This window comes from Corallococcus sicarius, from assembly GCF_003611735.1.
Classification (GTDB): Bacteria; Myxococcota; Myxococcia; order Myxococcales; family Myxococcaceae; genus Corallococcus; species Corallococcus sicarius.
The window spans coordinates 1-12,462 of record NZ_RAWG01000290.1; the positions used below are offsets into that span (position 1 = coordinate 1).

Genomic DNA, 12,462 nt, shown 5'->3' on the forward strand with positions numbered 1-12,462 from the left:
TCCCCGCTCAGCGCCCGCCCCCATGGATCCGGCGCAGGAGCCCGCACGGGCCCCGCGTCGGGATGGACTGGACGTGCTGCGGGCCGTCGCCATCCTCTCCGTGCTCGCCTTCCATGCCCCCGCGAACGCGCGTGAAGCGCTGCCGTCCTGGGTGCGGCTGGGCTTCAGCCAGGGATGGGTGGGCGTGGACCTGTTCTTCGTCCTGTCGGGCTACCTCATCGGCCGGCAGGTCTTCGGCCCCGAGGAGCCCGGGGGGTTCGGCGCGAACCTGCGCGCCTTCTGGACGAAGCGGTGGATGCGGACGCTCCCGCTCTACTTCATCGTCCTGGCCGCGTATGCGCTGAAGCCGTGGATGTTCGGCACGCCGTTCGTCGGAGGCGGCTGGCACTACGCGCTCTTCCTGCAGAACTTCACCGACCTGCGCGACTTCGAGCAGAGCTGGTCGCTGTGCGTGGAAGAGCACTTCTACCTGCTGTTGCCGCTCGCGGCGTTCGGGCTGGGCGGGCGCAGGTGGCCGGCGTTCGCCTGGCTCGTGCCCGTGGCCTTGAGCCTGCTCCTGCGCTTCTTCACGCGCTCGACGATGCCGGAGGGACTGGAGCCGTCGGAGGTCTGGGTGCGGTTGCAGTGGCCCACCTTCCAGCACCTGGACGGACTCTGCGCGGGGGTCTTCCTCGCCCGGACGGCCCCGACGTGGCAGCGCTGGCCCTCCCGGGTGCGCGCCCTGTGTGGCGTGCTGGGAGGGGCGACGGTGGTGGGGATGCTCGGCGTGTGCATCCCCCGGCTCCAGGACCTGGGCGGCGTCTGGCTCATCACCGGGCTGGCGGTGGGCTTCAGCGGCGTGCTGGTCGCGATGGAAGCGCTGCGCCTGCCCGTGGCGGTGCGCTGGCCGGTGTACCAGGTGTCAGCGCTGTCCTACGGCGCCTACCTGTGGTTCGGCCCCATCGTGCGCGTCTTCGAGCGGCGGGCCTTCGCGGGGCCGCCCTGGCTGACCCTGGCGGCGTTCCTCGCCGCGACGCTGGCGGTCTCCTGGGTGACGTACCGGGCGGTGGAGCTGCCGTGCTTGCGGCTGCGGAACCGGCTGCTGGCGCGCTTCGCGGAAGCGCGGCCGGGCGTCACCGCCATCGGCGGTTGAAGAAGGGCCCCTACATCTGCGGGCCCGCGAGCAGCGCCGCGCCGATGGCGCCGGACAGGTCCCCCAGCTCCGCCACGTGCATCGCGGGCCTTCGCCCCGTCATGAACAGGTGCGGGCTCATGGCGTCGGCGATGCGATCCACGTACGGCATGCCCAGCCGCGAGCCCAGCCCTCCGCCGAAGACGACCGCCTCCACGTCCAGCAGGTTGATGACGGACGCGACCGTCACGCCCAGCATCCGCACCCCACGTTGGACGAGCCGCGTCGCCAGCGGGTCCTTCTCCTCCAGCGCCTTCGCCCACACGCCGCTCGACAGCCGCGTGCGCTTCTTGTCGCGCATGATCTTGAAGAGGATCGTCTTCTCCCCCCGCTTCACCGCCCTGCGCGCCCGGAGCTCCATGGCCGCACGGCCCGCGTAGGCCTCCAGGCAGCCGCGCCGGCCACAGCCACAGCGCGCCCCGTCGGGCTTCACCACCATGTGGCCAATCTCTCCGGCGGAGCCCTGCCCGCGCCACGGCACGCCGTTCAACACCAGCCCTCCCCCGACGCCCGTGCCCCACCACACGCCCAGCACGGAGCGGTAGTTGCGGCCCGCGCCCAGCTTGTACTCGGCCGCGACCGCCACCTGCACGTCGTTGCCCATCACCACCTTGCTGCCCACGAGGTCGCCCAGGTCCGACGCGAGCGGATACGGCGCATCCCAGCCGCCCGCCACGTTGCCCGTGTGCGCGAGCGTGCCGCGGTTCGCATCCACCGACCCTGGCGCGCCCACGCCCACGCCGGCGAGCTTCGCGGGCGTGATGCCCGCCGTCTGCGCCGCTTCCCCCAGCGTGCCGTACAGCTCCTTCACCACCTCGCCCGGGCCGCCCTTCACGGGCGTCGGGTGACGGGCCCGGCCCAGCACCTCGCCGCGCGCGTCCACGATGACCGCTTCAATCTTGGTGCCCCCCAGGTCGATGCCTCCCCAGATGCGGGACCGGTCCGTCGAAGTTCCGTTCCTTGCCCTGGGGTGCCCGTTCTTCGCTGAAGCTTCGGCCATGTCCCGACCCCCGTGAGTTCGCGGCACCACTCACCGCGCGTTGAATCTGCGCAGTGCCGCCGTCCCCTGATGCCACCTCACCGGGCACGCCCGTGGCTGCCCGTCCGCCCTCCGGGTTTCCGGACAGGCCCTGTTCGTCGGACGCGGGGACGCATATACGCTGGGGCCCCTTCATGAGCAGTCCCTCCACCTCCGCACCGGAGCTGGGCACTTCGGACGTCAAGGTCCGCGCCCAACGCTCCATCGTCGCCCTGGGCCTCCGCACGCTCGGCTCCCTGGGCCTGCGCGTGGTGAGCTCGCTCGCCCTGTCGCGCCTGCTGTTTCCCTCCGACTACGGCGCCTTCGCCATCGTCGCCTTCACCGCCGCGATGGGCGCGTACCTGGGCGACCTGGGCCTCAGTGCCTCCCTGGTGCGCCAGCAGCACGAGCCCACCGAGGATGAGATCAGCACCGCGTTCTGGAGCCACCAGGCGTTCACCGTCGCCATCGTGGCGGTGCTGCTGGGGCTGGCGCCGCTGCTGGCGCGCTCCTACGAGCTGGGGCCCTCCGGGTCGCTGATGGTGGGCGCGGTGTCGCTGGGGCTGTTCTTCCACTCGCTGCGCGTCATCCCCATCATGATGCTGGAGCGCAACCTCCACTTCCCCGCCATCGCGCGCGTGGAGCTGGTGGAGAGCGTCGCGCAGACGGTGACCACCATCGGCCTCGCGGCGCTGAAGCTGGGCCCGTGGGCGCTCATCGGCGGCGGGCTGGTGCGCGGCGCGGTGGGGCTGGGGATGCTGTGGGCCGCGGCGGCGTGGCGTCCGCGCGGCAAGGTGCGGTGGGAGATCGTGAAGCGGCTGCTCGGCTTCGGCATCTGGTTCCAGCTCACCGGCATCGTGCCCGCCATCCTCAATGGCTGGGTGCCGCTCGTCGTGGGCCGCATGGAGGGCAAGGACGCGGTGGGCCTGGTGAACTGGGCCTGGGCGCTGGCCTCCGTGCCGCTCGCGCTCAGCAGCGTGCTCAACCGCGTGGCCTATCCCGCGTACAGCCGCATGCAGCAGGACGCGGAAGCGCTCGCGGAGTACCTGCGCACGTCCATCCGCCGCATCAGCGCGGTGCTCTGCATCGTCGTCCCCTTCGGCGTCATCGCGCTGCCGTTCCTCATCCCCAGCATCTTCGGCGAGCGCTGGAGCCCGGCCGCCGCGCTGGTGCAGTGGTTCATGTTGGAAGGGGCGATGCAGGCGGTGCACGGCCTGCTGAACTCGCAGCAGTACGCCAGCGGCCATGCGCGGGAGCGGGTGTACGTGCTCATCGGCTCCAGCCTGCTGCGCTGCGGCCTGGGCGCGCTGGCGGTGATGCACTGGGGCATCGTGGGCATCGGCGTCACGACCACGGCCATCACGCTCACCGAGCTGTGCCTGAGCGCGTGGCTGGTGGGCCGGCGCAACCCGCACCTGGCGGGCCTGGAGTTCCAGGTGATGGAGCCGTTCCTCACGGTGGGCGCGCTGCTCGCGTTCGCGGTGGGGCTGTCGCGCTTCGCCATGGGCCAGCACGGGCTGCTCGTGCAGGCGCTGGTGGGGACCGGGATGCTGGCGGTGCTCGTCCTCGCGCGTGAGCGTTCGCGGCGAGGGCTGTCGCTCGTGGGCGAGGTGCGCGCCGTCGTGGCGCACGTGCGAGGCCGGAGGGCCGCGCCGTGAGCACGATTTCCGAGCGTCCCGCGCTGCCCGCCCTCACCGGCCTGCGCTTCCTCGCGGCGATGGGCGTGCTGGGCTACCACTTCTACTGCGCGCCCTGCTCCCCTGCGCTGCCGGAGGGGCTGGGCCGGCTCATCGGCGCGGGCTTCTCCACCGTCAGCCTGTTCTTCATCCTGTCCGGCTTCATCCTCGCGTACACCTACCTGGAGGATGGCAGCGGGATGCGCGGCACGTGGACCGCCTTCTGGCGCGCGCGCTTCGCGAGGCTGTATCCGGTGTACCTCGTCTCCCTGCTGCTGGACGTGCCGCTGTTCCTGCGCGCCATCCACCAGGCCTCCCCGCCCGCGGGCCTGGGCGAGGTGCTGCGCATCAGCGGCGCGACGCTCACGCTCACGCAAGGGTGGCTGACGCTGCACCGGCCGACGTGGAACATCGTCGCGTGGACGCTGTCGGTGGAGGCGTTCTTCTACCTGCTCTTCCCGCTCGTGGGTCCGTGGCTTGCACGGCGCGGTTCCCGGGTGCTTGTGGCGCTCGCGGCGGGCGCGTGGTTGCTGGGCACCACGCCGATGCTCGCGGCCGAGGCAGCGGCGCGGCTGCCGGACGCCCACGGAATGTTCGCGACGCTCCTCCGGGGCTGGGGGTTGATCTCCACGGAGGCCATCCCGCTCGCGCGGCTGCCGGAGTTCATCATCGGGCTGTGCCTGGGGTTGGTGTTCTGCCGCCGGGAGCACCTGGCGACGCGCGCGTGGGCGCGGACCGCGGGCTTCGTGCTCATCGCGGGCGGGCTGGCGGCGGGCCTGATGCGGCTGCCGGAGTCGCCGTCGCCGCTGGTGCAGTCCGCGGTCCTGGTGCCGCTGTTCACCGCGAGCATCTACCTGCTGGCGAGCGGCCTCGTGGGACGCGGGCTGGGCCTGGGCACGCGGGGGATGGTGCTGCTGGGCGGTGCCAGCTACGCGCTCTACATGACCCACGGCTCGCTGATGAACTACGCGCTGGCGTTGAACACGCGCACGCTGGGCATTGCCCACAACGTGCTCGCGCTGCTCGTGGCGCCCGTGGCCGTGGGCGTGTCCGTGGTCCTCTTCCGTCGCGTCGAGGAGCCCATGCGCCACCGGCTCCGGGCCCTGCGTCGTCCTCGCGCGGCCCCTGCTCCCGAGCCGGCCGAGCCGGGACCGGGCGTCGCGGGGAGCTAAAGCTTCAGCGACGGGACCGGAGCGACGTCGCGAGCACCCAGGGCGGGAACCCCAGCAGGTACCGCCACCGGGGCAGCACGCGGTGGAAGCGGAGTCCGCGCGCATAGAGGGCCAGGGCCTGACGGCTCCGGCCGTGTTCGAGCATCCAGTGCGTCACGTGTCGCAGCCCGAAGAGGAGCATCGCCAGCCGTTCGCGGCGACGCGCGGCGCCTCCCGGATAGCTCCCACGGCGCTCCTGCTCCAGGAGGAACACCGTGCCCTCGTAGCCCCGGTCGAAGTCCCGCGAGGACGACGCCGCATGCTGGCGGTAGCCCAGCGTCACCGGCGACTCCACGTAGACGAAGCCGGGCTCGATGCCCAGGCGGTACAACAGGTCGTAATCCTCGGCGCTGATCCGCTTGTCGCTGAAGCCCCCCACCCGGCGCAGCGCTTCGGTGCGCACGGCCACCGCGCACGCGGTGCGGATGAACGTCGCGTCCGCGCTGGCCAGGTAGTCGTCGAAGCGCTGCACCCGAGGCGCCCCGGACTCCAGGTCCGACACCTCCCGTGAGTGCTGGAAGGAGTGGGCCCGCCCCATCACCACCGAGGGGGCCCCCTGTTCGCGGATGACCTGCTGGAACGTCGCCAGCGTCCAGGGCGGCCACAGGTCATCGCTGTCGAGGAAGGCCACGTATTCGCCCCGGGCCTCGCGGATGCCCAGGTTGCGCGCCACGCCCTGGCCCGCGTTGGACTGGCGCAGCACGCGGATCCGCTCACCGTACCGGGCGAGCAGCGCGAGCGTTTCGTCCGTGGAGCCATCGTCCACGACGATGACCTCGTGGTCCGTCAGCGTCTGGGCGAAGACCGAGGCCAGCGTCTCTTCCAGGAGCGCGGCGCGGTTGTAGGTGGGGATGACGACGGAGAAGAGGGGCATGCCACGCGGGAGCAGGAGGAGCCGGATGATAACCCGCGCCCTCGAAGGAGACATGGCTTCCCGCCCGGCGCATGAAGCGGGTAAGAGTCAGGGCACCCCGCCGGGACGGACCCGGTGTGTCGGACCGCTGCCCCCGGATGACTCGCGCGTGCCTGCCTCCCTCCCCACCTGGCATCTGCTCTCGGGCGAGTACCCACCGATAGCGGGCGGCGTCGCGGACTACACGCGGCTCATCGCCGGAGCGTTGGTGAAGGCGGGCGAGCAGGTCCACGTGTGGGCGCCGGGCCCGGCGGGGGTCGTGACGGAGGACGGGGTGACGGTCCACCGCGCGCCAGGGCGCTTCTCCCCGGGCGACCTGCGGACGCTGTCGCGCGAATTGGACGCGTGCCCTGGACCGCGCCGGCTGCTGCTCCAGTACGTGCCGCACGCGCTGGGGCTGAAGGCGATGAACGTCCCGTTCTGCGCGTGGTTCGCCGCACGCAGGAAGGACGAGCGCCAGGTGATGTTCCACGAGGTCGTCTACCCGTGGAGCCTCCAGGCGCCGTGGCGCCACCACGTCCTGGCGGCCGCCACCCGGGTGATGCTGCGGCTGGTGGCGGAGTCCGCGGACCGGAGCTTCGTCTCCATCCCGACGTGGGCGGACCACCTGTCGGCCCGCGCGAGGCAGCGCACCGAATGGCGTCCCGTTCCCAGCAACCTTCCGACGGAGGTCTCCACGGTGGAGGTGCTCCGGGCGCGAGCCACCCTGCCCGAGGGGCCGGTGGTGGGCCACTTCGGCACGTACGGTTCGGCCATCGTGGGCCCGCTGGAGTCGGTGCTCGTCTCCGTGCTGCGTGCGGATCCGAGGCGACAGGGCCTGCTGCTCGGCCGGGGCAGCCGTGCGTTCCTGGAGGCGGTGGCCCGTCAGCGTCCGGACGTGGCGGCCCGCCTCCATGCCCGCGATGCGCTCGCACCGGGCGAGGCGGCGGCCTACCTGCGGGTTTGTGATGTCTTGGTGCAACCGTATCCGGATGGCGTCAGCACCCGACGGGGCAGCGCCATGGCGGGGCTGGCGCTGGGCGTGCCCGTGATCACGAACACCGGACACCTCACGGAGCCCCTGTGGCGCGAGCTGCTTCCGGTGGCGCTGGTGGAAGGCACGACGCCGTCGGCGCTGGTGGAGGCCACGGAGCACCTGCTCGCGCAGGAGGACGCCCGCCGCGCACTGAGGGAGCATGCTGTGCACGTCTACCGCGAGCACTTCGCGCTGGAGCGCACCGTGGAAGCACTCTTGGGGCGACGGGCCGGAGGAGCGTCGTGAGCGGGACTCCGCCGTGGTGGGCACCGACGAAGCCTTTGCGTGAAACACGAGGCCTGCAATGAGCCCGCCCTCGGCTCCGTTGCGGCTCGCACTCTTGATGGATCCGCGTGAGGAGGGCTGGCCCAGCATGGACCTCGTGGGCGAGGCGCTGCTGGAGCACCTGTCCTCCCTTCCCCGGGAAGTCACCGTCACGGGCCTGCGTCCGACCATGCCCCACGCCGTGCGCCGCCTGCCTCGCGTGGGCGCGCGCAATGCCGCCTTCAACGCGGATCGGCTCCTCACCCGCTTCGGTCTCTACCCTGCGCGACTGCTGCGCGAGCGCCGGGCACACGACGCCTTCCACGTCGTGGACCACACCTACGCGCAGCTCGTGCACGCGCTGCCCGCGGAGCGCACCGGCGTCTACTGCCACGACCTGGACGCCTTCCGCTCCGTCCTGGAACCCCACCGCGAGCCCCGACCGTCGTGGTTCCGCCTGATGGCGCGCACCACGCTGAAGGGCATGGAGCGCGCGGCGGTCGTGTTCCACAGCACGCAGGCAGTGCGCGCGGAGCTGCTCGCGCACGGGGTGGTGCCCGAGGACCGACTGGTCTGGGCACCCTACGGCGTGTCCCCCGAGTACCGGAGCGAGCCCGTCCCCGGCGACACCAGCGACGCCGTGCTCGCGCCGCTCCACGGCAGGCCGTACCTGCTGCACGTGGGGAGCGCCATCCGCCGCAAGCGCCTGGATGTCCTCTTCGAGGTCTTCGCGGCGCTGCGCTCGAAGCATCCGGACCTTGTGCTGATCCAACAGGGCGGCGCGCTGGACGCGGCGCAGCGGGCCCAGGTGAAGCGGCTCGGATTGGAAGACGCGCTGGTGCAACCGCCACGACAGGAACGCGCGACCCTCGCGGGGCTCTACCGCCGCGCGCGCGCCGTGCTCGTGCCCAGCGAAGCGGAGGGCTTCGGCCTGCCCGTCATCGAGGCACTGGCCTGTGGTGCCCCCGTGGTGGCCAGCGACCTGCCCGTGCTGCGGGAAGTGGGCGAAGACGCCTGCACCTACTGCCCCGTGGGCGACGTGGCGGCCTGGACGCACGCGCTGGATGCGCTGCTCACAGGACAGCGGCCCGCACCCGCGCGCGAGGCACGGCAGGCCCGGGCAGCCCGCTTCACCTGGAGCTCCCACGCACGCACGGTGCTGGACGCATACCTGCGTCTGCTTGACCGTCCCGGACGGGTCTGATTCGGTCACTCCCACGTGCGCATCCTGTTCCTCAACCCCGTCGGAATCCTGGGCGGTGCCGAACGCGCACTGCTCGACCTGCTCGCGTGCCTGCGCACGTTGGAGCCCGCGCTGTCGGCGCACCTGCTCGTGGGGACGGAAGGCCCCCTCGTGGAGGCAGCCCGGGCGCTGGGCGTGGACGCACGCGTGTTGCCCCTTCCACCGGCCCTGTCGGCGCTCGGAGACAGCGGCCTTCGAGGACAGGGACTGGCGGGAGGTCTGCGCTTCGTTCGCGACTCCGCGCCCGCCGCGCTCCTGCTCGCCCGCTACGGCGTCGCCCTGAGGCAGGCGGTGCGAGAGGTGGCTCCCGACCTGCTGCACTCCAATGGCATCAAGACGCACCTGCTGACCGCCGCCACCGCGGGCCTGCCCCTGCCGCGCGTCTGGCACGTGCACGACTTCCTCGGCGAGCGGCCCCTGGTGCGTCGCGCGCTGGCGGGACTGCGCCCCCTGGCCTCGGCCGCCATCGCGAACTCGCGGGCCGTGGGTGACGACGCGCGGACGGTGCTCGGGAACGTGCCCGTGCACGTGGTGCACAACGGCGTGGACGTGGAGCGCTTCTCCCCGGGGCCCGGTGACGGCGCGCACCTGGATGCCCTCGCCGGGTTGCCCCCCGCGCCCGCCGGCACGCTGCGCGTGGGGCTGGTGGCCACCTATGCGCGCTGGAAGGGGCACGACGTCTTCCTGGAGGCCGCGGCCCTGCTGACGCGCCAGGCCCCCACCCTGCCCGTGCGCTTCTACCTGGTGGGCGCACCCCTCTACCGCACGCCCGATTCGCAGTTCACCGACACGGAGCTGCGCGAGCAGGTGGAGCGCCACGGCCTCACCGGCCGCGTGGGCCTCGTCCCCTTCCAGTCCGAGCCCGCCCGCGTGTACCGGGCCCTGGAGGTCTTCGTGCACGCGAGCACCCGCCGCGAACCCTTCGGCCTCACCATCGCGGAGGCGCTCGCGTGCGGACGGGCCGCCGTCATCTCGAGGACGAGTGGCGCGGCGGAAGCACTTCGCGATGGCGAGGACGTGCTGGCCATCACGCCCGGCGACGCACGGGCCCTGTCGGACGCCCTGCTCCGCCTGCTCGGAAACGAAGGCCTGCGCGAACGACTGGCGGCGGCAGCCCGGCACACCGCCGTGCGCAGTTTCTCCCGCGAGCGCTATGCCCGGGAGATCCTCGCCGTGTACCGACAGCTCGTGCCAGGGGAGCGTCGGTGATGCGTCCCCGGAAGCTCGTCACCGTCTCCCACTCCTACGTCGTCACGCTCAACCGCCGGCTGGCCAACGAGATGACCCGCGTGGGCGCCGGCCGCTGGGACATCACCGCCGTGGCGCCGCGCGCCTTCCACGGGGACTTGAGCCCCCTCGTCCTCCAGCACGAGCCCGGCGAGCCCGTGCGCATCGAGGCCGTGCGCGCCTTCTTCAGTCGCTCCCTGCACGGCTTCGTCTACGGACCGGAGCTGCGCTCCAGCCTGTCGCGAGGCGTGGACCTGGTGCACGCGTGGGAGGAGCCCTACGTGATGTCGGGCCTGGAGGTGGCCCTGCTGACGCCGCGCCGGGTGCCGCTCGTGTTCTGCACGGCGCAGAACCTGACCAAGCGCTACCCGCCCCCCTTCGCGCAGGCGGAGCGCTTCGTCGTGCACCGCGCGGCGGGCTGGGTCGCGTGGGGCCAGACGGTGCGCGACACGCTCCAGGCACGCCGTGACTACGCGCTGCGGCCCTCGCGCTTCATCCCCATGGGCGTGGACGTGGAGCAGTTCCAGCCGGACGCGGCGGCAGGCGCGGACTTCCGGCGGAAGCTCGGCTGGGAGACGGAGGGGCCGCCCGTCGTGGGCTACCTGGGGCGCTTCGTTCCGGAGAAGGGCGTGCGGCTCCTGATGGAGGCACTGGACGGCCTGCATACGCCGTGGCGAGCCCTCTTCGTCGGCGGTGGCCCGATGGAGGAGCCGCTGCGCGCCTGGGCCTCACGCCACGCGGACCGCGTGCGCATCGTCACCGGCGTGTCGCACGCGGGCGTGCCCCAGGCGCTCAACGCCATGGACGTGCTGTGCGCGCCCAGCCAGACGACGCCCCGGTGGAAGGAGCAGTTCGGCCGGATGCTCGCGGAGGCCTTCGCGTGCGGAGTGCCCGTGCTCGGCAGCGACTCCGGCGAGGTGCCCTTCACGGTGGGCGATGGCGGACAGGTCCTGCCGGAAGCGGACACCCTCGCGTGGACCACCGCGCTCGCGGCGCTGCTGGAGAGCCCCTCCGCGCGCCGGGAACAGTCGCGGAAGGGCCGTGAGCGCGCGCTGTCCCACTTCGCCTGGCCGGTGGTGGCACGGGCGCACCTCGACTTCTTCGAGGAAGTGCTCCAGCGCCGCGCCTGAGCTGGAAGCTCACGCCTCCAGCCGGTCCACCAGCGCCTCCGCCATCGCGTCCCACGTCCACGCGCGCAACCGCGAGGACACCTCGGCCACGGCGGGCGCCCAGTCCGCGCCATGGCTCCGCCAGTCCTCCAGGCGCCGCACCAGCGCGCCCACGTCGTCCGGCGCTTCGAGCAGCAACCCCTGAAGCTCGGGCGGGTAGCGCTCGGCCACGCCCGCCGAGCGGCTCACCATCGCGGGGATGCCGACGCACAGCGCCTCATGGACCCCCAGGCCGTAGGGCTCATAGCGCGTGGGCGCCACCAGCAAGTCCGCGGCGGCCAGCAGGCGCGGCACATCGCCGCGGAAGCCGAGGAACCGGATGCGGCCCTCCAGCCCGCGCAGCCGCGCTTCACGCTCCCAGGTCTCCCGCTGCGCGCCCGTCCCCACCACGCACAGGTCCACGTCCCACGCGCTCCGAGCGCACAGCTGGACCCACGCATGGAAGAGCGTGTCGAAGCCCTTGCGCTGATCCCCCAGCGCCCCCACGAACAGCGCCACGCGCCGCTCCCCGGACCAGCCCAGCGAGGCCCGCGCCTCGCGCCGGAGCACGGGCGACGTGGAGGCAAAGCGCGTCGGGTCTCCCCCCAGGTAGACGACGTGGACCCGCGAGGGCTCCGCCCCCGTGGCGGCCAGCAGGTCCTGCCGCGTGCGCTCCGAGTTGGCGATGATGATCCGCGCGCGGCGCAGCGCCTGTTGCTCGCGTCGCAGGTACACGCGGTGACTCAGACGGCCCTTGAGCCGGCGCAGCGGATTGCCCACCGGTTGCGAGGCATGCGCGCCATGGACGTAGTGGACCCAGTTGGCGGCGGGCACCTCGCAGTTGCCGCCGTTGGCCACCACCTGACCGCCCTCCGCCAGCGTGCGCGCGGCCCAGAAGCGCCCCACCGCGTCGAGCAGCGGCTCGCCCAGCAGGTACGCATTGGCGGGCTTGGGCACGCGGATGAAGCGCACGTTGGGGTAGCGCAGGAGCGCGTCCTCCACCCGGTGCGCCACCAGCCGCACGGGCCCACCCTGACGCGCGAGCCAGTCCGCCAATGCCAGGTTCGCCCGGTCCATGCCCCCGTTGGAGGCGAAGTCACCGGCGATGAGCGTGTACGGCCGCATTCCGATTCCAGTACGCGCTGAAGAACGCCGCGTTGAGCAGCCAGAACTCCATGCCCATCTGGCTCATGAAGAACGGATAGCTGAAGGTGAGGGCCACCGCGCCCAGGTCATAGGCGAACAGCAGGCTGCCCCACAGCCAGAACTCGCTCGCGGCGTTCTCGCGGCGGACGGCCACCCGGAAGCCCCACACCATCGTCACCAGCAGGGCCAGCGGATAGCAGAGGATGGCCAGCAGCCCGCCGTCATAGACCCACGCGGTCCACTGGATCTCCGCCCAGAGGGGTGGGTACTCGCGGTCGCTGTTGTCACCGAAGTAGGCGTTGGCAGTTGGCGGCGGGCACCTCGCAGTTGCCGCCGTTGGCCACCACCTGACCGCCCTCCGCCAGCGTGCGCGCGGCCCAGAAGCGCCCCACCGCGTCGAGCAGCGGCTCGCCCAGCAGGTACGCATTGG

Annotated in this window: 11 protein-coding genes; 7 read left to right on the top strand and 4 right to left on the bottom strand. The window is 72.4% G+C overall.

All coding sequences use genetic code 11. From position 1 onward, the window contains the following. The coding region (locus D7X12_RS32370; RefSeq protein ID WP_439329408.1) for an acyltransferase family protein at positions 1–1,132 on the top strand (1,132 nt) is incomplete at its 5' end. 10 nt (positions 1,133–1,142) lie between these two features. On the opposite strand, the gene D7X12_RS32375 is transcribed toward D7X12_RS32370, so the two are convergent. Beyond that, a complete protein-coding gene (locus D7X12_RS32375) occupies positions 1,143–2,171 on the bottom strand; it encodes an ROK family protein (protein WP_120629095.1) in 1,029 nt (342 codons plus the stop codon). A gap of 173 nt (positions 2,172–2,344) precedes the next feature. Here D7X12_RS32375 and D7X12_RS32380 point away from each other — a divergent pair, with 173 nt between their 5' ends. Then, positions 2,345–3,847: an oligosaccharide flippase family protein gene (locus tag D7X12_RS32380; protein WP_120629096.1), complete on the top strand. Its 1,503-nt coding sequence runs from the start codon at positions 2,345–2,347 to the stop codon at positions 3,845–3,847. Next, a complete protein-coding gene (locus D7X12_RS32385; RefSeq protein WP_120629097.1) occupies positions 3,844–5,037 on the top strand; it encodes an acyltransferase family protein in 1,194 nt (397 codons plus the stop codon). The genes D7X12_RS32380 and D7X12_RS32385 overlap by 4 nt, the downstream gene beginning before the upstream one ends. A 4-nt stretch (positions 5,038–5,041) precedes the next feature. Here the strand turns inward: D7X12_RS32385 and D7X12_RS32390 are convergent, their stop codons facing one another. Next, complete coding sequence (locus D7X12_RS32390) at positions 5,042–5,950, bottom strand: glycosyltransferase family 2 protein (protein WP_120629102.1); 909 nt, start codon at positions 5,948–5,950, stop codon at positions 5,042–5,044. 148 nt (positions 5,951–6,098) lie between these two features. On the opposite strand from D7X12_RS32390, the gene D7X12_RS32395 reads away from it, so the two are divergent. The 4 genes from D7X12_RS32395 to D7X12_RS32410 all read left to right on the top strand — a co-directional run bounded on the left by D7X12_RS32395 (position 6,099) and on the right by D7X12_RS32410 (position 10,868). Beyond that, entirely contained in the window at positions 6,099–7,250 is a 1,152-nt protein-coding gene (locus D7X12_RS32395) for a glycosyltransferase (RefSeq protein WP_244224915.1), read from the top strand. Positions 7,251–7,347: 97 nt separating this feature from the next. Next, on the top strand, positions 7,348–8,472 hold the full coding sequence (locus D7X12_RS32400) for a glycosyltransferase family 4 protein (protein ID WP_208719422.1): 1,125 nt from the start codon (positions 7,348–7,350) through the stop codon (positions 8,470–8,472). Positions 8,473–8,487: 15 nt separating this feature from the next. Continuing rightward, positions 8,488–9,720, top strand: a complete 1,233-nt coding sequence (locus D7X12_RS32405; RefSeq protein WP_120629100.1) for a glycosyltransferase family 4 protein — start codon at positions 8,488–8,490, stop codon at positions 9,718–9,720. Further along, the gene (locus D7X12_RS32410; protein WP_120629101.1) at positions 9,717–10,868 is read left to right on the top strand and encodes a glycosyltransferase family 4 protein; all 1,152 of its coding nucleotides are present in this window, start codon (positions 9,717–9,719) and stop codon (positions 10,866–10,868) included. The genes D7X12_RS32405 and D7X12_RS32410 overlap by 4 nt, the downstream gene beginning before the upstream one ends. Before the next feature lie 9 nt (positions 10,869–10,877). On the opposite strand, the gene D7X12_RS32415 is transcribed toward D7X12_RS32410, so the two are convergent. Both D7X12_RS32415 and D7X12_RS44655 read right to left on the bottom strand, forming a co-directional pair. Continuing rightward, positions 10,878–12,011: a glycosyltransferase family 4 protein gene (locus D7X12_RS32415; protein ID WP_244224916.1), complete on the bottom strand. Its 1,134-nt coding sequence runs from the start codon at positions 12,009–12,011 to the stop codon at positions 10,878–10,880. Continuing rightward, positions 11,983–12,210: a hypothetical protein gene (locus D7X12_RS44655; protein ID WP_244224917.1), complete on the bottom strand. Its 228-nt coding sequence runs from the start codon at positions 12,208–12,210 to the stop codon at positions 11,983–11,985. The genes D7X12_RS32415 and D7X12_RS44655 overlap by 29 nt, the downstream gene beginning before the upstream one ends. Positions 12,211–12,462 lie beyond the last annotated feature (252 nt).

Bases quoted from the DNA above. Each gene is read 5' to 3' on its own strand.
- D7X12_RS32375 (WP_120629095.1), bottom strand. From the start codon at position 2,171: ATGGCCGAAGCTTCAGCGAAGAACGGGCACCCCAGGGCAAGGAACGGA.
- D7X12_RS32380 (WP_120629096.1), top strand. From the start codon at position 2,345: ATGAGCAGTCCCTCCACCTCCGCACCGGAGCTGGGCACTTCGGACGTC.
- D7X12_RS32390 (WP_120629102.1), bottom strand. From the start codon at position 5,950: ATGCCCCTCTTCTCCGTCGTCATCCCCACCTACAACCGCGCCGCGCTC.
- D7X12_RS32400 (WP_208719422.1), top strand. From the start codon at position 7,348: ATGGATCCGCGTGAGGAGGGCTGGCCCAGCATGGACCTCGTGGGCGAG.
- D7X12_RS32415 (WP_244224916.1), bottom strand. From the start codon at position 12,011: ATGCGGCCGTACACGCTCATCGCCGGTGACTTCGCCTCCAACGGGGGC.